This is a genomic window from Brevundimonas sp. SH203 (assembly GCF_002157625.1).
Taxonomy (GTDB): domain Bacteria; phylum Pseudomonadota; class Alphaproteobacteria; order Caulobacterales; family Caulobacteraceae; genus Brevundimonas.
This window is the reverse complement of the sequence record NZ_BDMM01000001.1, coordinates 252087-275207: the sequence shown is the minus strand read 5'-3', so window position 1 is coordinate 275207 and position 23121 is coordinate 252087. Positions and strand designations below refer to the sequence as shown.

Genomic DNA, 23121 nt, shown 5'->3' with positions numbered 1-23121 from the left:
CGATTTGGCACGATCCGAAATGTCGCGGGACCGTCGATGATCGGCGAGTTGCTCTATCACCTGCACCGGCACGTCCGTCTGGTGTTGATCGCCGGCGGGGTGATGCTCCTCGTCGGCGCGGCCTTGCTCGGCTATGAGGCGGTGCGGCGCATGGGCGATCAACCGAGCCGACCGGCGTCGTCGTCGTCGGTCTAGCGGGGTTTCTTGTCGATCAGGGGCAGGCCGGGCGCGTCGGGGGCCGCATCGCCGCCTTGGCCCAAGGCGCGCTGCATGAAGATGACGTCGCGCCAGTCGTCGTGCTTCCAGCCGGCCGCCTTGAAGACGCCGGCGTCGGTGAAGCCCCGCGTGCGGTGAAGGGCGATGGAGCCGGTATTTTCAGAATCTCCGATGACCGCGACCATCTGACGAAGCCCCCTGGCCTCGCACCGCTTGATCAGGGCGTCCAGCAGGGCGCCGGCGACGCCCCGGCCGCGCGCCCAGGGTGCGACATAGATCGAATCCTCGACCATGTAGCGATAGGCCTGGCGCGTGCGGAACGGCGCGGCGTAGGCGTAGCCGGCGACCCGGCCGTCGATTTCGGCGACCAGGCGAGGCAGACCCAGGGCTTCGACCGCCGCCAGACGCGACGCCATCTCGGCCTCGTCTGGCGGCTCAAGCTCGAAGGTGCCGCGACCGTTGACGACGCTCTCGGCGTAGATGGCGGTGATGGTCGCGATGTCGTCGAAACCGGCGTTGCGAACCTTGGGCGGGGTCACGCGGCCTGCCACCCCTTGTCGATGGCCCACACGGCGAAGGCGTAGTCGTGGGCGACCTCCTTCAGATAGTCGAACCGCCCGGCCGCCCCGCCGTGTCCGGCCTCCATATTGATCTTCAGCAGCACCGGCTTGCCCGAAGTGGTGGCCGGCCGCAGCTTGGCGACCCACTTCTCCGGCTCCCAATAGGTGACGCGCGGATCGGACAGGCCGCCTGTGGCCAGCACGGCCGGATAGGCTTTCGGCGCGACCTGATCGTAGGGACTGTAGCTGAGCATATAGTCGTAGGCGGCCACATCCTCGATGGGGTTGCCCCATTCGGGCCATTCCGGCGGCGTCAGCGGCAGGGAGGTGTCGCTCATGGTGTTGATGACGTCCACGAAGGGCACTTGTCCGATGACGCCGGCCCACAGGTCGGGCCGCATATTGGTGACGGCGCCCATCAGGAGGCCGCCCGCCGACCCGCCCTGGGCGACGATGTGTCCGGTCGAGGCGTATTTACGCTCGATCAGATGTTCGGCGGCGGCGATGAAATCGGTGAAAGTGTTCTTCTTCGTCATCTTCCGGGCGTCGAGGAACCAGCCCCAGCCCTTGTCGGAGCCGCCGCGAATATGGGCGATGGCGTAGATCCAGCCGCGATCCACCAGCGACAGCCGGTTGGTCGAGAAGCTGGCGGGCATGGGAATGCCGTAGGAGCCATAGCCATAGAGAAGCAGTGGCGCCGAACCGTCGATCGGGGTCGACTTGCGGCGCAGCACCGTGACCGGCACCAGCTGACCATCTGACGCGGGCGCGTTCAGCCGCTCGACGACATAGTCCTCGACGTTGTGACCCGACGGAATCTGCTGGGTCTTTCGCAGCGTCCGCTCGCGCGTCGCCATGTCGTAGTCGAAGGTCTGGGTCGGGGTGGACGGCGAGTTGTAGGCGTAGCGGGTCGTCGTGGTGTCGAACTCTGACGCGCCAGCCAGCGACAGGGCGAAGGCGGGCTCGTCCACAGCGATTTCATGCTCGGCGCCGGCCCGGTCGCGGATGATGATGCGGGTGTTGGCGTCGGCGCGCTCCTGACGGGCCAGATGCCCCTTGGTCAGGTCCAGACCCTCGATGAAACGGCCGGGCGTGTGAGGCACCAAATCGGTCCAGTGGGCCTTTGACGGGGTCGCGGTCGGGGCCTGGACGATCTTGAAGTCGATGGCGTCGTCGGCGTTGGTGCGGATCACCCAGCGGTCGCCCCAGTGATCGGCGTCATAGCGAATGGCGACCACGCGCGGCTCCAGCACCATCGGTTTCGCGGTGGGCGTCGCGGCAGGGATGTAGCGGGCCTCGGACGTTTCCTGGTTCTGGATGCCGATGACGATGAACTGGTCGTCGGCCGTGCGGCCCACGCCGATGAACATGCCGTCGTCGTCCTCCTCATAGACCAGGGTGGTCTCGCCGCCGCGCGCCGGGCGACGGAAGATCTTGTCCGGGCGGCCGTTGTCGTCGCGGTTGGTCCAGAATATCCACTGGCTGTCAGGCGAGAAGACGAAGTCACCCGTGGCGCTGTCGATCACCTCGGGCAGAACCTCGTCCGTGGCGAGGTCCTTGACGTAGATCTTGTGGACCTCGGACCCCTGGGCGTCCTCGGCATAGGCGAACAGGGCATGGTCGGGGCTGTGCGATGCAGCCGAAACCTCGGAATAGGCCTTGCCCTCGGCCAGGACGTTGGCGTCCAGAAGCAGCTGCGGCGTCGGGGCCATGACGAAGTTCTTCGTCACCGGCTGGCCATCGACCATCCATGTGCCCTGGCGTTCGACGCGCATGTAGCGGGGATGCTGGTCGCCGGTCTGGTATTCGACATAGTAGGTCCAGCCGCCGTCGGGAGCCGGGACGGAACTGTCGTCTTCCTTGATGCGGCCGCGCATCTCCGCAAACATCGTCTGCTGCAGCGGCAGGGTGGAGGCCATCATGGCCTCGCGATAGGCGTTCTCGGCCGTCAGATGCTCCTTGACCTCGGTCTTGATCAGGGTCGGGTCGCGCAGCACGGCCTGCCAGTTGTCGTCCTTCATCCATTGATAGTCGTCGGTGCGGGTGCGGCCCAGCTGTTCGATGACGACGGGAATCTTCTTGGCGACGGGCGGTTGGGGCATCGAGTTTCCGACAGGTTGGCGAGCGAGGGCGGGGACGGCCGAGGCGGCGAGCGCCGTCGCCGCAGAGGACATTATCACTTGCCGACGGTTCATCGGTCGCTCCCCGCGTTTGAAAGTCGAAGGCCGCACCTTGAGGGCGACCGAGGACCAAGGTCAATGCGACGCCAGGCGGATCAGCCCGCCAGCGCCTCGACCGACAGGCGTTGCAGCAGGGCGCCGCCCTGACCCACGGCCGCCAGTCGGCTGGAGACATGGCCCAGGACGTTGGCGGCGTAGATTTCATAAAGGTCCATCTTGCCCTGCAGCCAGGCGGGATCGCCGTCATTGGCGTTCAGTCTGGCCTTGGCCGCCAGCGCGCCCTTGGCCAGCATCCAGCCGCCGACGACGTCGCCCAGCAGTTTCAGATAGGCGTCGGCGGCGGCCAGAACGTCGGCGGCCGCATTCGCGTCGGCCTTCTGATCCAGCAGCCACAGCGTCGCGTCCTCGACCGCCTCGATGGCCGTGGCGAACCGCTCGACCGGCTTGCCGGAATAGAGCGCGCCCAGATCGGCCAGGGTCGCCTTCATGTCGGCGATCAGGGCCTTGGCCGATTCGCCGCCGTCCATCGACAGTTTGCGCCCGACGAGGTCCATCGCCTGGATGCCGTTTGTGCCCTCGTAGATCGGGGCGATGCGGGCGTCGCGATAGTATTGGGCCGCGCCGGTTTCCTCGATGAAGCCCATGCCGCCGTGGACCTGGACGCCCATCGAGGCGACCTCGCAGCCGACATCGGTGGACCAGGCCTTGGCGATCGGGGTGAACAGGTCCTCGCGCCCCTTCCAGCGGCGACGCGCCTCTTCCGTCGCGGCATGGCGGGCCAGGTCGGCGGCGACGCCGGTGGACAGGCAGATGGCGCGGGCGGCCGAAATCTTGGCCTTCATGACGCCCAGCATCCGGCGAACGTCGGGGTGGTCGAAGATCGGGGCGTTGGCCTCGCCCGTCCAGACCGACCGGCCCTGGCGGCGCTCCAACGCATAGGCCAGGGCGTGCTGATAGGCGCGCTCGGCGACGCCGACGCCCTCGACCCCGACCGCCAGACGCGCGGCGTTCATCATCACGAACATATGGGCCAGGCCCTGGTTCGGCTGTCCGATCAGTTCGGCGGTCGCGCCCTCGTAGCTCATGACGCAGGTGGGCGAGGCGTGGATGCCCAGCTTGTGTTCGACGCCGACGGGGCGGAAGGCGTTCCGGTCACCCAGCGAACCGTCGTCCCTGACCGCGAACTTGGGCGTCAGGAACAGGCTGATCCCCTTCGGTCCCTTGGGGGCGTCGGGCAGGCGGGCCAGGACCAGATGCACGATGTTGTCGGCGGCGTCGTGGTCGCCCCAGGTGATGAAGATCTTCTGGCCGTTCAGCGCATAGGTTCCGTTGCCGTTCGGCGTCGCGGTCGTGGTCAGGGCGCCCAGGTCCGAACCCGCGCCCGGCTCCGTCAGCACCATGGCCCCGGTCCATTCGCCGCTGACCAGTCGGGTCAGATATTTCGACTTCTGCTCGGGCGTGCCGACCTGCTCCAGCGCCTCGATGGCCGCCAGCGACAGCATGGGGCACAGGCCGAAGGCCATGTTGGCGGCGTGGACCGTCTCATAGGCCGCCAGCTCCAGCGCCTTGGGCAGGGCCTGGCCGCCGGCCTCTGTCGAGGCGGACAGGCCGGTCCAGCCGCCGGCGGCGAACTGGCGATAGGCGTCGGCGAAACCCGGCGCTGCGGTGACGGCGCCGTTGGCGTAGGTCGAACCCTGCTGGTCGCCGATGCGGTTCAGGGGGGCCAGCACCTCTTCCGAGAACTGCCCGGCGGCCTCGATCACGGCGGCGGCGACATCGGCGGCGTAATCGGGAAAGGCGCCGGTCGCGGCGACGTCGGCCATGCCGGCGACAGCCTCCAAGGTGAAGGCCAGGTCTCGAACGGGCGCACGGTAGGTCATGGGTTTCCTCAATCGTCTTTGCGGCCTAAGTGCCGCGTCGAGGCAGGGTGTCGCAAGCGTCTTGGCGACGCGCCCCGTCTCTGTGCAAGGTGACGCCGTGCCGTCACGGAAGGGAAGCCATGGCCGAACCGCGAAATCGATATTCGACCGTTTCCCTGATCCTGCACTGGGGAATCGCGGCGGCGGTGCTGATCCAGGTGCTGCTGATCACGGCGCACGAGAATACCGAAGGGCCGATGTCGGGCCAGTTCGTCATGCTGCACAAGTCGCTGGGGCTGACGATTCTGGTGGCGACCCTGGCGCGGATCGGCTGGCGTCTGGCCCATCCCGCCATCGCCCTGCCGTCCGACCTGCCGCGCTGGCAGAGGATCGGGGCGCGGGCGACGCATGTGCTGTTCTATCTGGCGCTGATCGTCATTCCGATGACCGGATGGCTGGCTTCCTCGGCCGGCGGGCGAGCCATTTCGTGGTTCGGCCTGTTCGAATGGCCCTTGTTGCCGATCGGCGGCGGGCGTGACGCGGCGCGCAGCTTCATGGGCGCCCACGGTCTGGCGGTGAAGGGGCTGTATGTCCTGATCGCCCTGCACGTTTTGGCGGCGCTGAAGCATCAGTTCATCGACCGGGACAATGTGCTGCACCGGATGATCCCGCTGATCCCGCGCCGACCGTGAGCGCGACGCCGCAAGAGGCGGCGGCGGCCCTGCGGGACGGGGCGCTGATCCTGCTGCCGACCGAAACGGTCTATGGGCTGGGCGCCGACGCCGGCGATCCTAAGGCAGTCGCGGCCATCTTCGAGGCCAAGGGGCGGCCGCGGTTCAATCCATTGATCTCTCACGTCGCCGATGCGGCGGCGGCGGCCCAGATCGCGGTGTTCGACGCCGCCGCCCAGGCCCTGGCCGACGCCTTCTGGCCGGGGCCGCTGACCCTGGTGGGGCCCGTTCGCGACGCGGCGCGGGTCTGCGACCTGGCCCGCGCCGGTCTGGACAGCGTGGCGATCCGGGTTCCGGCCCATCCGATGGCGAGGGCGGTTCTGGCGGCGTTCGACGGCCCGGTCGTGGCGCCCTCGGCCAATCGCTCGGGCCGGCCCAGCCCGACGACGTTCGACGATGCGGTGGAGGAGACGGGGTTCGCCGTCGCCGCCGCCGTCGACGGCGGGCCATGCCGGGTGGGGCTGGAAAGCACGGTCGTCTCGGTGTTGGACGGCCGTGTCGCCCTGTTGCGGCCCGGCGCGGTGACGCGGGCCCAGATCGAGGCCGTGGTCGGGCCGTTGGCCGACAGAGGGGAGGGGCATCGTTCCCCCGGCCGGCTGACGCTGCATTACGCCCCGGACGCCCCGGTGCGGATCGAGGCGGCGACGGTGCGGCCGGACGAGGTTCTGCTGGGCTTCGGCCCCGGCGTGGGCGAGCCTCGCTGGAGCCTGAGCCCGACCGGCGATCTGGGCGAGGCGGCGGTCAATCTGTTCCGACTGCTGCGCGAGGCGGACCGGACCCGGCCGGCCGGCATCGCCGTTTCGCCGATCCCGGCGACGGGGTTGGGCGAGGCGATCAACGATCGCCTGCGCCGCGCCGCCGGCTTCGTCGGCTAGCCGAAGCGGGCCTGCATATCGACGCTGGCGTGACGGCCGACGGCGCCCAGGCAGCTGTCCAGCCATTCGTCGGCGGCGGCGCGACCGCGCGTCTTCAGGTCGTTCAGAAAGCTCCATTCGGTGTTGAACTTGGACCGCAGCGACAGGTCCGACAGCCAGCGATCCGCCTCGATGGCGTGCATCCGAACGTGGCGATAGGGGCCCTGGCCGCCCATCTCGATCTGGCCCTGGCCGATCATCTCGCCCGCGATGGCGATGGCGCGCAGTTCCGCCACGAGGGGCGCGTTGAAGACGATCTCGTTCAGCCGATCCATGATGTCGGCGGCGCTGCGGGGCGTCTCGTCGCGGGTCATGGGGTTCAGCGTGACCAGAAGCACATCGTCGGGCGTATCCTCGCCGGTCAGGGGCCATAGGGGCGGATTGGTCAGATAGCCGCCGTCCCAATAGGGCTCGCCCTCGATCTCGACCGCTTGGAACAGGTGCGGCAGACAGGCCGACGCCATCAGGACGTCGGCATTGACCTCGGCGGAGGTGAAGACCCGCGCCCTGGCCTGACGCACGGCCGTCGCGGCGACGAACAGCTTGATGTCGGACGCCTGAACCGCATCGAAATCGATGGCGGCCTTCAGAACCCGATTCAAAGGATTGTGGTTCAGCGGATTGAATTCATAGGGGCTCATGGACAGGGCCAGCGTCTCGCCGGCGCGCCAGAACGGGTTGTCCTTCATCCAGTCCGGCGGCTGGGCCGCGTTCCATAGGGCGCTGTCGCCAAAGACGTTGCGACCCCCCGACTGGTTGACCTCGCGCCACAGCTTGTCGAGCGTGGCGCGGGCGTCGCCGGCCGCCAGGCCCGAGACCAGGGCGGCGGCGTTCATCGCCCCGGCCGAGACGCCCGAGACGGCGCGGACGTCGAGCCTGTCGTCCTCCAGAAGCCGGTCCAGCACGCCCCACTGGAAGGCGCCGTGGGCGCCGCCGCCCTGAAGCGCCAGACAGATCGGCCGCTTGCCCGCGGGCGGGGCCGGGTCCGCCGGCTGGGCGGTCTTGCGTCTGAAGATCGCCATGTCGCCCCTTCGTCCGCCCGCGTCGGAGCGGCCCTATTGCGCGGTCCAGCCGCCGTCGATGGAGAAGCTGGCGCCGTTGGCCGAGGCGCCCAGGTCGCTGACCAGATAGAGGAAGACGCCGGTCAGTTCCTCGGTCGTGACGAACCGTTTGGTCGGCTGGGCCGCCAGGATCACGTCGGTCAGCACCTGCGCCTCGGTCATGTTGCGGGTGCGGGCCTGGTCGGCGATCTGTTTCGACACGATGGGCGTCTCGACGAAGCCGGGGCAGATGGCGTTGCAGGTGATGTTGTCGCGCGCCACTTCCAGCGCCACGGTCTTGGTGAAGCCGATGATCCCGTGTTTGGCCGCGACATAGGCAGACTTGAACGGGCTGGCGACCAGACCGTGGGCCGAGGCCATGTTGACGATCCGGCCACGCCCCTGGGCCTTCATGATCGGGATGGCGGCGCGGGTGGCGTAGAAGGCGGACGACAGGTTGATGGCGATGATCTTCTCCCACTGATCGGTGGGGAAGTTCTCGACGGATTCGACGTGCTGGATGCCGGCGTTGTTGACCAGGATGTCCAGCCGCCCCAGCTCACGCCGGGCGAAGGCGACCATGTCGGCGATCTGGTCGCCGTGGGTCATGTCGGCCGGATGATAGAGGATGCGCCGGCCGGATGCGGCCTCCAGATCGGCGCGCGTGCGCTCGATCTCGGCTGGCTCACCCAGACCGTTCAGAACCACTTCGCCGCCGCCCGCCGCCACCGCGCGGGCCAGGGCCAGACCAATGCCTGAGGTCGAGCCGGTCACGATCGCGACCTGACCGGACAGGTCGCCGATCTGGCGAAACGGCGAAGCCTGATCTTCGGTCGTGGAATGAAGCATGGGTCCGCCCTTTATGATCTTTCGGTCGAGACTAGCGGCATCGCCCGTCGGGGATCAAGAATTTCCCGACCTGATGAATATCCAGTCGCTGTCGCTCGATGCGGCCTTGTCGAAACGATAGCCGTCGCGGTCGAAAGCCTTCAGGTCCTCGACCCGTTCCACCCGCTCGTCGATGGCGAATCGGGTCATGGCCCCGCGTGCCTTCTTGGCGAAGAAGGAGACGATGCGGGTCTCGCCGTTCTTTTCCTCGCGGAACTGGGGCGTGACGACCGGCAGTTTCAGCGCCTTGGCGTCCACGGCGCCGAAATATTCCTGACTGGCCAGGTTCACCAGGGTCGGGTCGGTCTGGCCCTCGGCGTCTTCGTTCAACTGTCGGGAGATGCGGTCGCCCCAGAAGTCGTAGAGGCTGGCCCCGCGCCGCGTCTTCAGCCGCGTGCCCATCTCCAGCCGATAGGGCTGAATGCGGTCCAGCGGCCGCAGCAGGCCGTAGAAGCCCGACAGGATGCGAACGTGGGCCTGGGCGAAGTCCAGCGCACTGGCGTCCAGTTCCCGCGCCTTCAACCCCTCATAGACGTCGCCGGCGAAGGCGAAGGCGGCCTGAACACCGTCGGTCGATTCGGAATCGAAGGCCTTGAACCGCTCGACGTTCAGCGTGGCCAGATCGTCGGAAATCCCCATCAGGCGACGCAGATCGGCCTTGGTCTGACGACGCGCCGTCTTGGCCAGGCTGTCGGTGTCTTCCAGAAAACGACGCTCGGAGCCGGGCAGGGCCGGGTCGGCCTCGGTGAAGTCCAGTCGCTTGGCGGGGGAAAGAACGATCAGCAAGACAAGGCTCCGTAACGATGCCGCCCACATAGGCTCCTTCGACGACGATTTGAACCGGGTGCGGCGATCCGGGCGCGCAGACACGCGAAAGCGGCCTCGCGCTTTCGCAGCGAAGTTGGAGGGCTGGGCGGAGCGCCGGGCCTTCGCCCGGAGTGTGAGTTTGTAAGTACCGTTTCGACGAAGGGTATGACGCTCCGCGCGGAAGGTTGGCCTGCAAGCTCGGGGCGTCGAGCGGTGGCGGTCTTATCGCCTAACCCCATAAGCCTGCGACGGGTCGGTGGTCCCTGCGAGGACCGTCCCGAGTGCGGCCGAGTATCCCCCTCGACCCTCCGACGGCGCAACCGTGTGTCGCCGCCGGCGCGGGCCGTTGCAGACCCGCTCCCGTTCCCTCCGCTCTCGCCGCCGCAAGGTCGCAGGCCAGGCGAGCCCTCCATGCGACGAGACGGGTACCAGGCGCATCGTGATGGCTGGGGCCGACCGACGACCTTCCTTTCGTCATTCTCCGGCGAGCGTAGCGAGACCGGGGAACCCAGCGGCGCGCGGTCGCGTGAACCTGTCGCGGAGTGGCTGGCGACCGTGCGGCGGAGACATCGCCTTCGGCGCCGCTGGGTTCCCCGGTCTGCGCCGCGAAGGGCGGCTTGCCGGAGAATGACGAAAGGAAGGGTGGCGCCTGTCGGGCGTCAAGAACCCCTCCACCGCTTTGCGGTCCCCCTCCCCACACGTGGGGAGGAGACGATGGGCGGGCTCAGAAAAGGACGGCGGGGTTCATGATTCGGTTGGGGTCGAGGGCGCGGCGGATGGCGGCCATGGTCTCGATTTCGAGGGGCGACTTGTAGCGGCGCGCTTCGTCGGTCTTTAGGCGGCCCAGGCCGTGTTCGGCCGAGATCGAGCCGTCGTAGCGGGCGACGACGTCGTGGACGACCTGGGAGCCTTCCTTCCAGCGGCCGATGAAGGCCGGGATGTCCTGATCCACGCCCGGCAGGATGTCATAGTGCAGATTGCCGTCGCCGACATGGCCGAAGACCGAGATGCGGGCGTCGGGGTGGAAGCGTTCGACGGCGGCGGAGGCCTCGTCGATGAAGTCGGCGATGCGGCTGATGGGCACCGAGACATCGTGTTTCCAGCCGCCGCCCTCGGGTTTCAACGCCGCCGAATGCTCCTCGCGCAGACGCCAGAAGGCGGCGCGCTGGGCGTCGTTCTGGGCGATGGCGGCGTCGGTGATCAGGCCCTGTTCGAAGGCGACCTCCAGCAGGGCCTCCATCTGGGCCTCGGCGCCGCCGGGCGTGCCCGACGCGATCTCGATCAGCACATACCAGTCGGGCGTCGAATCCAGCGGCTCGCGCGTGTCGGGGATGTTCTTCAGCACCAATTCCATCCCCAGGCGCTTCATCAGCTCGAAGGCCTCGACGCCGCCGCCGGTCTCGGCCTTGGCGCGGGCCAGAAGCTCGATCGAGGCGGCCGCCGTCTCCAGCCCGACGATGGCCACGGCGCGGGACCGCATGATCGGGAACAGCTTCAGGGTGGCGGCCGTGACGACGCCCAAGGTGCCTTCGGCGCCGATCAAAAGCTGCTTCAGATCATAGCCGGTGTTGTCCTTGCGCAGCCGTTTCAGGCCGTTGAAGACCTGACCGTTCGGCATGACCGCTTCGACGCCCAGCACCAGATCGCGCATCATGCCGTAGCGCAGGACCTGGGTGCCGCCGGCGTTGGTCGAGATGACGCCGCCGATGGTGGCCGAGCCTTCGGCCGCCAGGCTGAGCGGGAAATAGCGGCCCGCCGCCGTCGCCGCCTGCTGCGCCTCCAGCAGGGTCAGGCCGGCCTCGACCGTCATGGCGTCGTCCAGCGGGGTGACGTCGCGGACGGCGCGCATCTTCTTCAGCGACAGCAGGACTTCGCCGAAGGGCACCTGGCCGCCGACCAGGCCGGTGCCGCCGCCCTGGGGCGTGATGGCTAAGCCCTCGCGGGCGCAGATGGTCACAGCGCGGGCGACCTCGTCCGTCGAACGGGGCGTCAGCAGGATCGGCGTGTTTCCGGTCCAGCGGTTGCGCCATTCGCTCAGGAAGGGCGCGAGGACGTCCGGGTCCTGGGTCCAGCCGCCCGGACCCAGGGCGACCTTCAGTTCGTCGAGAACGGCGGAGGAGGGGGCGGTCGTGCTCATGGGCCTCCTTGTGTCAGGCGTCGCCGTTCGTTGGAAGGGGCGCGATGGCGTCAGACGTCCAGTTCTTCTTTCACGAACTGCGCGTTTTCCTGAATGAACTGGAACCGGGCGTCGGCGCGCTTGCCCATCAGCCGTTCGACCAGATCCTCGATGCTGGATTCGGCGTCGGGGACGGTGATGCGCGCCAGGGTCCGCTTCTTCGGGTCCATGGTGGTTTCCTTCAACTGGGACGCCATCATTTCGCCCAGGCCCTTGAACCGGCCGATCTCGGTCTTCTTGCCCTTGAAGACGGTGGCCAGCAGTTCGTCGCGGTGGGCGTCGTCCCGGGCGTATTCGCTCAAGGGGCCCGCCGAAATCCGGTAGAGCGGCGGCAGGGCCATGAAGACCCGGCCCTGACGGATCGTCTCGGGCATGACGCGGTAGAAGAAGGTGATCAGCAGGGCCGCGATGTGGGCGCCGTCCACGTCGGCGTCGGTCATGATGACGATCCGCTCGTAGCGCAGGTCGTCGATGTTGAAGCGATTGCCGGGCTGGACGCCGAGGGCCAGGGCCAGGTCGGACAGTTCGACGTTGGCGCGCAGCTTGTCGGCCGTGGCGGAGGCGACGTTCAGAATCTTGCCGCGCAGGGGCAGTATGGCCTGGGTCGTGCGGTCGCGCGCCTGTTTGGCCGAACCGCCGGCCGAATCGCCTTCGACGATGAACAGTTCGGTGCCCTCGGCGGCCTGGCGCGAACAGTCCGACAGCTTGCCGGGCAGGCGCAGCTTGCGGGTGGCGGCGGCGCGCTGGACCTCCTTGTCCTTGCGGCGGCGCAGGCGGTCCTCGGCGCGGTCGACGACGAAGCCGAGCAGGGCGTTGGCCTGTTTGGGGCTTTCGGTCAGCCAGTGGTCCAACGGGTCGCGCAGCAGCTGTTCAACCAGACGGGCGCCCTCGGGCGAGGACAGGCGGTCCTTGGTCTGGCCCTGGAACTCGGGGTTTCTGATGAAGACGCTGATCAGGGCGCCGGCGTTGGCGATGACGTCTTCCGCCGTGATGATGCCGGCGCGCTTCTCGTTGGTCAGTTCGCCATAGGCTTTCAGCCCCTTGACCAGGGCGGCGCGGAAGCCCGCCTCGTGCGTGCCGCCGTCGGGGGTCGAGACGGTGTTGCAGTAGGACTGGATGAAGCCGTCCGCCTCGCCGAAGCCGATGGGCGACCAGGTGACGGCCCATTCGAAGGCGCCCGCCTCGCCCTGACGCTCGGCGCGGCCGGCGAAGGTGGGGGTGACGGTGTCCAGCTGGCCGATGCGGTCGGCCAGGGCGTCGGCCAGGCCGCCGGGGAAGTGCAGGGTGGCCTGGGCCGGCGTCGTGTCGGTGATCCGTTCCGGCGCGCAGGTCCATTTGATCTCGACGCCGCGGAACAGATAGGCCTTGGACCGCGCCATGCGGAACAGGCGGGCGGGCTTGAAGGCCGCGCCCATGCCGAAGATTTCGTCGTCCGGCTTGAACCGGATCAGGGTGCCGCGCTTCCTGGACGGCTGGACCTGCTGAATGGGGCCGAGGACATGGCCGCGCGAGAAGGACTGCTTCCACTCGAACCCGTCGCGCCAGACCGTGACGTCCAGATGTTCGGACAGGGCGTTGACGACCGAGACGCCCACGCCGTGCAGACCGCCGGAGGTCTCATAGGCCTTGCCCGAGAATTTGCCGCCCGAGTGGAGGACGGTCATGACCACCTCCAGCGCCGACTTGCCGGGGTGTTTCGGGTGCGGGTCGACCGGAATGCCGCGACCGTCGTCGCGGACGGACAGATAGCCCTCGGCGTCCAGATCGACGGTGATCAGCTTGGCGTGGCGGGCCACGGCCTCGTCCATCGCATTGTCGAGGACTTCGGCGAACAGATGGTGCAGGGCGCGTTCATCGGTGCCGCCGATATACATGCCGGGGCGTTTGCGGACGGGCTCCAGCCCCTCCAGCACCTCGATGGACGAGGCGGAATAGCCGGTGGCGGCGGCCGTGGTCGCGGCGGCCTGGACGGGTTTGGGCGCGGCCGGCTGCACAGCTGATTGCGCGACGGGGGGCGCGACCTGCGGTGGAATCACCGCAGCGGGTTTGGGCGGCTCGGGTTTGCGAGCTTCGGGTTCGTCGTCAAAAGCGAAGAGGTCGGCGGCCATTCACATAGTCTGAGGCGATTCGGGGCCGGTTCTGGTAGGCCCGTGCGGCCGGTCGGGCAAGCGGCGCGCGCATGGGCGCACGGACGGGCGCTGGATCGAAGGTCACGGCGCGCGTCAGAATGGCCAGCATCAGCGACCAGGGCAGGCTGGCGTGGTTCAGCAGGACGCTTTCCGACAGGCTCAGCGCGACGAAGACCGACAGATAGCCGATGCTCCAATAGCCTTCGCGCGCGCCCAGGCCGTTGGTGCGGGCCAGGATCATGATCGCGGCGATGGCGATCAGGGCGCCGACCGCGACCGCGCCGGGCCAGCCCAGTTGCACCAGAAGGTCGATCCAGCCGTTGTGCGCCGAGGGCACGGGCCACTGGGTCTGGATGCGGATTTCGCGCGCCGGGATCGAGTCCACGCCCCAGAAGGCGCTGAAGCCGTAGCCGGTCCATGGACGCTCGGCCACCTTTCGCATCAGGGCTTCCCAGATCAGGGTCCGGCCGGTCAGTGACGGGTCCTTGCCCAGGGCCTGGAGGATGGAGGCCGAGGCGATGTGCCAGGACCAGGCGCCGCCGACGATCCCGACCACTGCGGCCCAGATGGCCACGATGGTCACGGCCGCGCCGCCCTGTTTCAACGTCCACCAGCCGCCCACCATGCCGACGCCGATCATCAGGCACAGCAGCGAGGTCTTGGACTGGGTCGCCAGGATCAGCACGGTCGTCAGGGCCAGGGTCAGCAGGGCGGCCCAGGGTTTCCGGCCGGCGCCGGCGATCTGATCCGCCGCCAGACAGGCCGCCGCCGAGACGGCGCCGACCACCATGACCAAACCCATCTGGTTCTTTTCGTACCACAGGCCGCGCCACAGGCCGGCGTTGTCCAGCTGGTGGACCCCGACCTTGGGATAGGCGAACACCATGATCAGACTGCCCACCGCCATGACCAGACAGGTGTGCATCAGCACGCGCGGCAGGGCGGCCCCGCGAAACACCGCGCCCAGATAGACGGCGAAGGCGCTGTTGATCGCCATGGCGATGACGCGACGGTCGGTGACTTCGGGATCGATCGACCAGTATTGGGACACATAGGCCAGGGCGACCAGGGCGCCGACCATCAGCCAGGCGGGCCAGGCGCGGATCACCTTGTCGAAACGGAAGACCAGAAGGCCGGCCGTGACCGCATAGACCGGCAGCCAGATCAGCCGCAGGATCGGCGTCTCAGCCTGATCCGGCGCGATGACGGGGGCGATCAGGGCGCCCGTCAGCATGAAGACGACGAAACCGGCCGCCAGCTGTTCCCACAGCGGCGGCGAATCATCGCGAATCTGGACGGGCGAGGCGCGCACGGGCGGACAGTCCGTCGCGTCGCTTAAGGAAGGGTGAGCGCGGCGCGGAAGGCGGACAGGCCCGTCTCCAGGTCCGCGATCAGATCGGCGGGGTCTTCCAGCCCGATGTGCAGCCTGATCAGTTCGCCCTCCAGCGCCGGGGGCTGGTCGCGATAGGCCATCTGATGCGTCTCGTGCGTGGCCAGACTTTCGAACCCGCCCCAGGAATAGCCGAGACCGAACAGGGTCAGCGCATCGAGCATGGCCTCGCCCGCCGCCATGTCGCCGCCCTTCATCACAAGGCCCATCAGGGAGGCGGCGCCGGTGAAGTCGCGGGTCCAGAGGTCATGACCGGCCGCGCCGGGCAGGGGCGGATAAAGAACGCGCGAAATCTCCGGCCGGGCTTGAAGCCACGTCGCGACCGTCAGCGCCGACCGCGCCTGTTCGGCATAGCGGAGCGGAAGGGTGCGAAGCCCCCGCAGCGCCAGCCAGGCGTCGTCGGGCGAGACGTGCCAGCCCATATCCTCGATGACGTCGGCGATGGCGCGGCGACAGGCGGGGGCGTTGACGGCGACGGCGCCCATAAGGACGTCGGAATGGCCGCCGACATACTTCGTCACGGCCTGGACGCTGACATCGACGCCGTGGGCGAGGGGACGATAGGCCAGGCCCGCGGCCCAGGTGTTGTCCATGACGGTCAGAACCCCGCGCGCGCGACAGGCGGTCGCCACCGCCGCCGCGTCCACCATCTCGAACGTCAGTGAGGCGGGCGATTCCATCAGCACCAGTCGGGTCCGGTCGCCGAGCGCCGCAACGATCGCCGCCGCATCGGCATCGGCGGGCAGGAAGCGGGTCGTGACGCCGCGCGCGGCCTGATAGCGGCTGAGGAAACGGCGCGTCGGGCCATAGACGGCGTCGGTCGTCACCACCTCGTCGCCGGGGCGCAGCAGGGCCAGCAAGGGGACCGTGACCGCCGCGAGACCCGAGGGAACCAGAAAGACGTCCTCGGCGCCTTCCAGATCGGCCAGGGCGCAGCGAAGGTCGCGCGCCGCGCTGGTCCCCGACAGGCCGTAGGACGGGCCGTCCGTCTCGTCGCGCATGACGCCGACGGTGTCGCTGAGCATGGTCGAGGCGCGTTCCAGCGGCGGATTGACCGGGCGGCGTCCCCGGCCCCTGCGCGTGGCGGCGGCGATCAGGCGGGTGCGGTCCGAAGGCGTCGGCATGGCGATCCATGGGTTGCGGTTCAGGCCCTAAAAGCCTCTAAAGCCTTCATGGGCGCAAGCGGCGAGGGACGAAACGCGATGCGGTGCTGGATGATCGGGACGATGGCCCTGGCGCTGCTGGCCGCCGGTTGCGGACGGCGGGACGCGCCGCCCGCCGCGCCCGAACCCTCCGCCACGCCGACCAGGAGCGGGCCGACCGTCCTGCCGCAAAGCCCGACCGTCGCGGCGATCAAGCGGCGCGGGCGGCTGAACTGCGGCGTGAACCAGGGACTGGTGGGGTTCGCCTACACCGACAATCGCGGTCAGTGGCGCGGGTTCGACGTCGATTTCTGCCGGGCCACGGCGGCGGCGGTGCTGGGTGACGCCAATGCGGTGCGGTTTGTGCCCCTGTCGGCGGCGGATCGGTTCGACGCCCTGAACGACGGGCGGATCGACGTGTTGTGGCGCAACTCGTCCTGGACCATGACGCGCGACGCGGGCGAGGGTTTCGTATTCGCGGGCGTCAACTATTACGACGGCCAGGGCTTTCTGGTCCGGCGTTCGCTGAATCTGAACAGCGCGACCGAGCTGACGGGCGCGCGGGTCTGCGTCCAGTCCGGTTCGACGTCCCAAGCCAACGCCGCAGACTATTTCGGCTCGCGCGGCATCGACTACCGGCCCGTGGTCTTCGACACCGAAGAGGCGGCGCGCGACGCCTATAACCGCGAGGACTGCGACGCCTTCAGCGCCGATATCTCGGCCCTGGCGGCGGCGCGCACGGTGATGAGCAATCCCAACGAACATGTGATCCTGTCCGACGTGGCGTCAAAGGAGCCGCTGGGGCCGGTGCTGAAGGCGGGCGACGAACGCTGGGCCGCGACCGTGCGCTGGACGCTGAACGCCCTGATGCTCGCGGAGGAACTGGGGGTGACGCGCGAAGGCGCGGCCGATCTGGCCAAGACAGCGACGGACCCGCGCATCCGGCGGCTGCTGGGCGCGGAGGGCGATTTCGGCCCCATGCTGGGCCTGTCGAAGACCTGGGCCAGGGATGCGGTCGCGGCGGTCGGAAACTATGGCGAGATCTTCGAGCGGAATCTGGGGTCTCAATCGGCGCTCGACCTGGACCGCGGTTTGAACGCACAATGGAACGCGCGGCCGGCGGGCTTGATCTACGGACTGCCGATCCGATAAGCGCGAAGGCGATACGGCTTTCCGGGGGGACAGATGACCGAGACGAAACGCGGCCTTGCGCTGCATTGGCTGATGCTGATCGGCTTTTCCGTAGGGCTCGTTGGGGGGCTTCTGGTCAATCTGGCCGTGGGCGCCGACACGGGCTGGGTCGTGTGGGTGACGGACAATGTCACCGGACCGATCGGTCAGATCTTCCTGCGGCTGCTGTTCATGATGGTGATTCCGCTGCTGTTCTCGGCCCTGGTGGTCGGGGTGGCGGAGATGGGCGATCTCAGCGCCCTGGGGCGCGCGGGCATCAAGACCCTGCTGCTGACCATCGTGGTGTCCAGCATCGCCGTGGTCATCGGCCTGGTGATGGTCAACGTCTTCCAACCCGGGCGCGGGGTCGACCCGGCGGTGGCGCAGCAGTTGCTGGCCCAGGGCAAGGACGGCGCGGCCAGCATCGTCCAGACCGGGCGCGACAGCTCGATCCAGCTGGGCGACTTCTTCCTGGACCTGGTGCCGTCCAATGCGGTCACGGCGGCGGCGGAGAACGCCATCCTGCCGCTGATGATCTTCGCCCTGTTCTTCGGCATCGGCCTGGTCATGGCCAAGAGCCCGGCGACGGATCGTCTGCAGGAGGTGATCCAGGGGATTTTCGAGGTCTCCATGACCCTGATCAACCTGTTCATCAAACTGGCCCCGCTGGCCATCGCCTGTCTGATGTTCAACCTGGCGGCCCTGTTCGGATGGGATCTGCTGGTGCGGCTGGCGGCCTTCGTCGGCGTGGCCGTGGGCGCCATGGCGATCCATATGTTCGTGGTCTATCCGCTGGTGATCTGGCTGCTGGCCGGGCGTTCGCCGTTCGCCTTCTTCAAGGGCGTGCGCGAGCCGATGGTGGTGGCCTTCTCGACCGCATCGTCCAACGCCTCGCTGCCCGTGTCGCTGAAGGCGGCGGAGGAGCAGTTGAAGCTGCCGCGCAAGATCGCCCGTTTCGTCCTGACGGTCGGCGCCACCGCCAACCAGAACGGCACGGCCCTGTTCGAGGGGGTTACGGTCCTGTTTCTGGCCCAGTTCTTCGGCGTCGATCTGTCGATAACCCAGCAGGTCGTGGTGATGCTTGTCTGCATCCTGGGCGGCGTGGGCACGGCGGGCGTGCCGGCCGGCTCCCTGCCGGTGGTGGCCATGATCCTGGTGATGGTGAAGGTGCCGCCCGAAGGCATTGGCCTGATCCTGGGCGTCGACCGCTTCCTGGATATGTGCCGCACCACGCTGAACGTGACCGGCGACCTTGTGCTGGCGACCGTGGTGTCGCGCGGCGAGGCCGATACGTCGGACGCAAAGGATATGAACGAAACGGAAGGCCTGCCTGGCGCGGGTCGACGCGGCCTGACACACGAAACGGTCTGAAGGGATCAGCCGGTCTGGACGGGCGTGTCCGCGCGCCCGCCCCATTCCGACCATGAGCCGTCGTAGAGACGCGAGGTCTTGCCCAGTTCGGCCAGGCCCAGCGTCAATATGGCGGCGGTGACGCCCGAGCCGCAGGTGGTGATGGCGGGCTTGTTCAAATCCACCCCGGCGTCGACGAAGGCCCGTTGCAGGGCTTCGCCGCGCTTCATCCGGCCATCGGGATCGAGCAGCTGGCCGAAAGGCAGGTTGAGCGCGCCCGGCATATGGCCGCTGCGGACACCCGGGCGCGGTTCGGCCGCCTGGCCCGAGAATCGGGCGGCGCCGCGCGCGTCGATGACCTGAGCGCCGCCGTCCAGAGCGGTTCGCACATCGTCGAGGGCGGCGACGACGCCGGGCGTCGCGACCGCGTCGAACCGGGCCTGTTCGGGATGGGCGGCGCCTTGCGCGACCGGATGTCCCTGCTCGCGCCACAAGGGCAGACCGCCATCCAGAACGCGCACATCGCGCGCGCCCATCGTCCTGAACATCCACCAGACCCGCGCGGCCGAGAACAGGCCGGCCGTGTCATAGATCACGATCCGGTCGTCCGCCGCGACGCCCAGGGCGCCGACCGCCTCGGCGAAGGCCGCCGGGGTCGGCATCATATGGGGCAGGGCGGTGTCGTGGTCGGACACAGCGTCCAGATCGAAGAAGACCGCGCCCGGAATATGCGCCTGTTCGAAATCGGCGCGGGCGTCGCGGCCGTCCAGATGCCAGCTGGCGTCGACGATCCGCAGGTTCGGTCGTCCCAGCTGGGCCGCCAGGTCTTCGACAGAAATCAGAAAGCTCATGTGCGCGCCGTCATCCTCGGGAAAGCGTCAGTTGGATCACATCGGTTCGGGCCGAACGGAAGCCCGCCTCGCAATAGGCCAGGTAGAAACGCCACAAACGGCGGAACCGCTCGTCGAAGCCGTCCATCCGGCTGATGTCGCCCCAGGCCGCCTGGAACCGCTCGTCCCACAGTTTCAGCGTCTCGGCATAGTCCTGACCGAACCGCTCGACCGCCTGCCAGTTCAGGCCCGCAGCCTTCGTCACCGGGGCCAGCCGCTGTTCGGACGGCAGCATTCCGCCGGGGAAGACGTATTTCTGGATGAAGTCGGTGCGGGCGTTGTATTCGTCGAACAGGGCGTCCTGGATGGTGATGATCTGCAAGCCCGCCACGCCGCCGGGCGTCAGGACGTCGTGAATCTTGCCGAAATAGGCGGGCCAGTATGCCTTGCCCACAGCCTCGAACATTTCGATGGAGGCGACGCGGTCGAACCGGCCCTGAACGTCGCGATAGTCGATCAAGCGGATGTCGGCCCGATCCGACAGGCCGGCGTTGAACAGCCGGGCCCTGGCGAAATCGTGCTGTTCCTTTGAAATCGTGATGCCGGTGACGTAGGCGCCGATGTCGCGCGCCACGAACTCGGCGAAGCCGCCCCAGCCGCAGCCGATCTCCAGCACCGTCATGCCGGATTGCATCCCCATCATCCGGGCGAGGTCGGCGTATTTCCGGCGCTGGGCCGCCTCCAGCGGTTCGCCCGCCCGGTCGAAACGGGCCGAGGAATAGGTCATCGAGCCGTCCAGCCAGCGGGCGTAGAAGGCGTTGCCGAGGTCGTAATGGGCGTGGATGTTCTTTCTCGACCCGGTGCGGCTGTTGCGATTGCGGCGGTGGGACAGCCAGTTGACGGCCATCATCAGCCAGTTGCCGTCGAACAGGCGGCGGATGTGGTCGTAGTTGTCGACCAGCGTCTCCAGCAGGGCGGCCAGATGGGGGCTGTCCCATTCGCCGGCCATATAGCCTTCCGCGAACCCGATGTCGCCGGCGGCCAGGACGCGGCGAGCGAAGCGGTAGTCCCTGACGTCCAGGACGCCGCTGGGGCCGGGACGGGCGCCCTGAAGCACGTGGGTCTCGCCGTTCGGCAGCCGGACCGTCAGCCGCCCGAAGGTCCAGTTCCGGGCCAACAGACGCAGCATCATCGCAAAGACCCGCGGGGTCTGGCGGACGACGGTTTGAAGATCGGCGCTGGCGACGCTCATGCTCGGACTCTCGGCTTACTGGGCAAGGGGGTCAATCGCGATCGCTATGATCGTCGCCGCGCCCCGAGACGGCTTTCAGGGCGTCCAGCGCGCGGGCGCGGGCCTTGTCGTGCTCGACAATGGGACGGGGATAGTCGTGGCCCAGGCGCACGCCCGCGTCGCGCAGCACCTCGGCGGGGGCAGTCCAGGGGGCGTGGAGCCAGCGGTCGGGCAGGCGGGCCAGTTCGGGAACCCAGCGGCGGACATAGCCGCCCTCGGGATCGAACTTCTCGCCCTGGGCGATGGGATTGAAGATGCGGAAGTAGGGCGAGGCGTCGGCGCCCGAACCGGCGACCCACTGCCAGTTCTGCACATTGCTGGCCAGGTCGGCGTCGACCAGCGTATCCCAGAACCAGGCCTCGCCCTCGCGCCAGTCGATCAGCAGATGTTTGATCAGGAAGGAAGCGACGATCATCCGCACCCGATTGTGCATCCAGCCCGTCGTCCACAGCTGGCGCATACCGGCGTCCACCACCGGATAGCCCGTCCGCCCGCGCTTCCAGGCCCCAAGCCCCTTTGGATCGTCGCGCCATGGCATGGCGTCGTATTCGGGGCGGAAAGCGTGATCGACGATGTAGGGGAACTGGTGCAGCAGATGGGCCGAGAATTCGCGCCAGCCGATCTCGGCGACGAATTTTTCAGCCTCGGCGGACGAGGCCTTGCCCGCCTCTGCGGCCTGGCGGGCGCGTTCGATGGCGCGCCACGGACTGATCTCGCCCCAGTGCAGATGCGGGGACAGGCGGCTGGAGGCGGGGCGGTCGGGGAAGTCCCGGTCCTTCGCATAGGTCGCGAGGCCCTCGGCGAGGAAGGTCGACAGCGCGTCCGCCGCCCCCGCCTCGCCCGGCGTCCAGTCGAACCCGCCCGACCAGTCGGGGGCGGCGGGATGCAGGCCCCAGTCGTCCAGAGCGTCGCCGGCGATTTGACCGGGCGTCTCGATACGGCGCGGGCCGGTCGTATGCGACGGCGCCTCCGCCATCGAAAGCAAGGCTTTAAGAAAGGGCGTGAACACTTTGTAGAGATTGCCCGACCCGTTCAGAACGGCGCCGGGGCGGCACATGAGGGCGCCGTTGAAGCCGCGAAAGTCGACGCCGTCAGATTTCAGCGCGTGGGCGATTTCGGCGTCCTGTTCGAAGGCTTTCGGCTCGAACAGGCGGTTCATGAAGACGGTGTCGGCGCCGGTTTCCGCGATCAACGCCTGCAAGGCCGCGAGACTGTCGCCCCGGCGCAGGATCAGACGCGCGCCGCGATCCTTCAGCGCGGCATCCAGGGCGCGCAGCGACTTGTCCAGCCACCATCGCGACGCCGCGCCGATGGGGCGGTCGTAGTGATGGTCCAGAATGAAAACCGGCAGGACGGGCCGCCCCGTCTCGGCCGCATGGTTCAGGGCCGGATTGTCCTGAAGCCGCAGATCGCGCCTGAACCAGAGGATGACGGGCGTATTGGCCAAGCGGGCGAACTCCGTGATAACTTGCGCTCATCGCCGACGAGCGCCAACTGATGGCCTGAGACACGCGGCATTCCCGCACGTCAGACCCAATAGAATGTAGAAAGCCGTACCTGTGAGCCGACCCAACGCTGTCATTACGTTGTCCGAAGGTCTTCGGACGCCTGTCCTCATCGGCGGCGGCGCGCGAATCGCCTTCATCGCCGGCCCCTGCCAGATGGAGAGCCGCCAGCACGCGCTGGAAACCGCGCATCAGCTGAAGGAAATCGGCGAGCGGCTGAACGCGGGCATCATCTACAAGACCAGCTTCGACAAGGCGAACCGCACCAGCGCCAGCGCGGCGCGGGGCATCGGACTGAAGGAGGCCCTGCCGATCTTCGCCGAAATCCGCGAAACGACCGGCCTGCCGACCCTGACCGACGTCCACTCCGAGGCCCAGTGCGGGCCTGTGGGCGAGGTGGTGGACGTGCTGCAGATTCCCGCCTTCCTCAGCCGCCAGACCGACCTGCTGCTGGCCGCCGCCGCGACGGGCAAGGCCATCAACATCAAGAAGGGCCAGTTCCTGGCCCCGTGGGACATGAAGAACGTCATCGCCAAGGTCGTCGGAGCCGGCAATCCGAACGTCATGGCCTGCGAACGGGGGGCCAGCTTCGGCTACAACACCCTGGTCAGCGACATGCGGGCCCTGCCGGTGTTGCGCGACATCGGCTGCCCGGTCGTGTTCGATGCGACGCACAGCGTTCAGCAGCCGGGCGGGCAGGGCACGTCTTCGGGCGGCCAGCGCGAGTTCGTGCCGGTTCTGGCGCGCGCCGCCGTTTCGGTGGGCGTGGACGCCGTCTTCATCGAGACCCATCCCGATCCCGACCACGCGCCGTCGGACGGGCCGAACATGGTGCCGCTCGGTCAGTTCGAAGCCTTGGCCGCGCAACTGATCGCCTTCGACGACCTGGCCATAAAGCTGGGCGCCAAGGCGCCGGTGGCGCAGGCGGCGTGAATCCTCTAGG

Annotated in this window: 19 protein-coding genes; 6 read left to right on the top strand and 13 right to left on the bottom strand. The window is 68.1% G+C overall.

Annotated elements, in window-relative coordinates:
* The first annotated feature begins 36 nt into the window (after positions 1-36).
* Positions 37-195: a hypothetical protein gene (locus SH203_RS15580; RefSeq protein WP_200808756.1), complete on the top strand. Its 159-nt coding sequence runs from the start codon at positions 37-39 to the stop codon at positions 193-195.
* Here SH203_RS15580 and SH203_RS01365 read toward each other — a convergent pair.
* The 3 genes from SH203_RS01365 to SH203_RS01355 form a co-directional block, all read right to left on the bottom strand.
* The gene (locus SH203_RS01365; protein WP_087119532.1) at positions 192-755 is read right to left on the bottom strand and encodes a GNAT family N-acetyltransferase; all 564 of its coding nucleotides are present in this window, start codon (positions 753-755) and stop codon (positions 192-194) included. The two genes, SH203_RS15580 and SH203_RS01365, sit on opposite strands and share 4 nt — an antisense overlap.
* A complete protein-coding gene (locus tag SH203_RS01360) occupies positions 752-2971 on the bottom strand; it encodes a S9 family peptidase (RefSeq protein ID WP_087119077.1) in 2220 nt (739 codons plus the stop codon). Before SH203_RS01360 ends, SH203_RS01365 begins: the two co-directional genes overlap by 4 nt.
* An 80-nt stretch (positions 2972-3051) precedes the next feature.
* Positions 3052-4836: an acyl-CoA dehydrogenase gene (locus tag SH203_RS01355; RefSeq protein WP_087119076.1), complete on the bottom strand. Its 1785-nt coding sequence runs from the start codon at positions 4834-4836 to the stop codon at positions 3052-3054.
* Between the two features lie 119 nt (positions 4837-4955).
* On the opposite strand from SH203_RS01355, the gene SH203_RS01350 reads away from it, so the two are divergent.
* Both SH203_RS01350 and SH203_RS01345 read left to right on the top strand, forming a co-directional pair.
* On the top strand, positions 4956-5507 hold the full coding sequence (locus tag SH203_RS01350) for a cytochrome b (RefSeq protein ID WP_087119075.1): 552 nt from the start codon (positions 4956-4958) through the stop codon (positions 5505-5507).
* Positions 5504-6421: an L-threonylcarbamoyladenylate synthase gene (locus tag SH203_RS01345; RefSeq protein ID WP_087119074.1), complete on the top strand. Its 918-nt coding sequence runs from the start codon at positions 5504-5506 to the stop codon at positions 6419-6421. Before SH203_RS01350 ends, SH203_RS01345 begins: the two co-directional genes overlap by 4 nt.
* Here the strand turns inward: SH203_RS01345 and SH203_RS01340 are convergent.
* The 7 genes from SH203_RS01340 to metC all read right to left on the bottom strand — a co-directional run bounded on the left by SH203_RS01340 (position 6418) and on the right by metC (position 16014).
* Positions 6418-7482 carry a patatin-like phospholipase family protein gene (locus tag SH203_RS01340; RefSeq protein ID WP_087119073.1) on the bottom strand — a complete coding sequence of 355 codons (1065 nt, stop codon included), beginning with the start codon at positions 7480-7482 and terminating at the stop codon, positions 6418-6420. The two genes, SH203_RS01345 and SH203_RS01340, sit on opposite strands and share 4 nt — an antisense overlap.
* 33 nt (positions 7483-7515) lie before the next feature.
* The gene (locus SH203_RS01335; protein ID WP_087119072.1) at positions 7516-8349 is read right to left on the bottom strand and encodes a 3-hydroxybutyrate dehydrogenase; all 834 of its coding nucleotides are present in this window, start codon (positions 8347-8349) and stop codon (positions 7516-7518) included.
* A 54-nt stretch (positions 8350-8403) separates the two neighbouring features.
* Positions 8404-9174 (bottom strand): peroxide stress protein YaaA, encoded by a 771-nt coding sequence (gene yaaA, locus SH203_RS01330; protein ID WP_087119071.1) that lies wholly within the window; start codon positions 9172-9174, stop codon positions 8404-8406.
* Positions 9175-9919: 745 nt separating this feature from the next.
* Positions 9920-11332: an FAD-binding oxidoreductase gene (locus SH203_RS01325; RefSeq protein WP_087119070.1), complete on the bottom strand. Its 1413-nt coding sequence runs from the start codon at positions 11330-11332 to the stop codon at positions 9920-9922.
* 50 nt (positions 11333-11382) lie between these two features.
* Positions 11383-13479 (bottom strand): DNA topoisomerase IV subunit B, encoded by a 2097-nt coding sequence (locus tag SH203_RS01320; protein WP_087119069.1) that lies wholly within the window; start codon positions 13477-13479, stop codon positions 11383-11385.
* Positions 13454-14812 carry an O-antigen ligase gene (locus SH203_RS01315; RefSeq protein ID WP_087119068.1) on the bottom strand — a complete coding sequence of 453 codons (1359 nt, stop codon included), beginning with the start codon at positions 14810-14812 and terminating at the stop codon, positions 13454-13456. The genes SH203_RS01320 and SH203_RS01315 overlap by 26 nt, the downstream gene beginning before the upstream one ends.
* A 23-nt stretch (positions 14813-14835) precedes the next feature.
* Positions 14836-16014: a cystathionine beta-lyase gene (gene metC, locus SH203_RS01310; protein WP_087119067.1), complete on the bottom strand. Its 1179-nt coding sequence runs from the start codon at positions 16012-16014 to the stop codon at positions 14836-14838.
* Positions 16015-16092: 78 nt separating this feature from the next.
* Between metC and SH203_RS01305 the strand changes: the two genes are divergently transcribed.
* Together SH203_RS01305 and SH203_RS01300 are read left to right on the top strand one after the other, a co-directional pair.
* A complete protein-coding gene (locus SH203_RS01305; protein WP_234989341.1) occupies positions 16093-17184 on the top strand; it encodes an amino acid ABC transporter substrate-binding protein in 1092 nt (363 codons plus the stop codon).
* Positions 17185-17217: 33 nt separating this feature from the next.
* On the top strand, positions 17218-18573 hold the full coding sequence (locus SH203_RS01300; protein ID WP_087119066.1) for a dicarboxylate/amino acid:cation symporter: 1356 nt from the start codon (positions 17218-17220) through the stop codon (positions 18571-18573).
* Between the two features lie 5 nt (positions 18574-18578).
* Here the strand turns inward: SH203_RS01300 and sseA are convergent, their stop codons facing one another.
* Genes sseA through SH203_RS01285 form a run of 3 tightly spaced genes read right to left on the bottom strand, consistent with a single transcriptional unit; the run spans position 18579 to position 22120 of the window.
* Entirely contained in the window at positions 18579-19403 is an 825-nt protein-coding gene (sseA, locus tag SH203_RS01295) for a 3-mercaptopyruvate sulfurtransferase (protein WP_087119065.1), read from the bottom strand.
* Between the two features lie 10 nt (positions 19404-19413).
* Positions 19414-20634, bottom strand: a complete 1221-nt coding sequence (locus SH203_RS01290; RefSeq protein WP_087119064.1) for a cyclopropane-fatty-acyl-phospholipid synthase family protein — start codon at positions 20632-20634, stop codon at positions 19414-19416.
* 31 nt (positions 20635-20665) lie between these two features.
* Positions 20666-22120, bottom strand: coding sequence for a deoxyribodipyrimidine photo-lyase (locus SH203_RS01285; protein ID WP_087119063.1), 1455 nt, complete (start codon positions 22118-22120; stop codon positions 20666-20668).
* 112 nt (positions 22121-22232) lie between these two features.
* Between SH203_RS01285 and kdsA the strand changes: the two genes are divergently transcribed.
* A complete protein-coding gene (kdsA, locus tag SH203_RS01280) occupies positions 22233-23111 on the top strand; it encodes a 3-deoxy-8-phosphooctulonate synthase (protein ID WP_200808755.1) in 879 nt (292 codons plus the stop codon).
* Positions 23112-23121 lie beyond the last annotated feature (10 nt).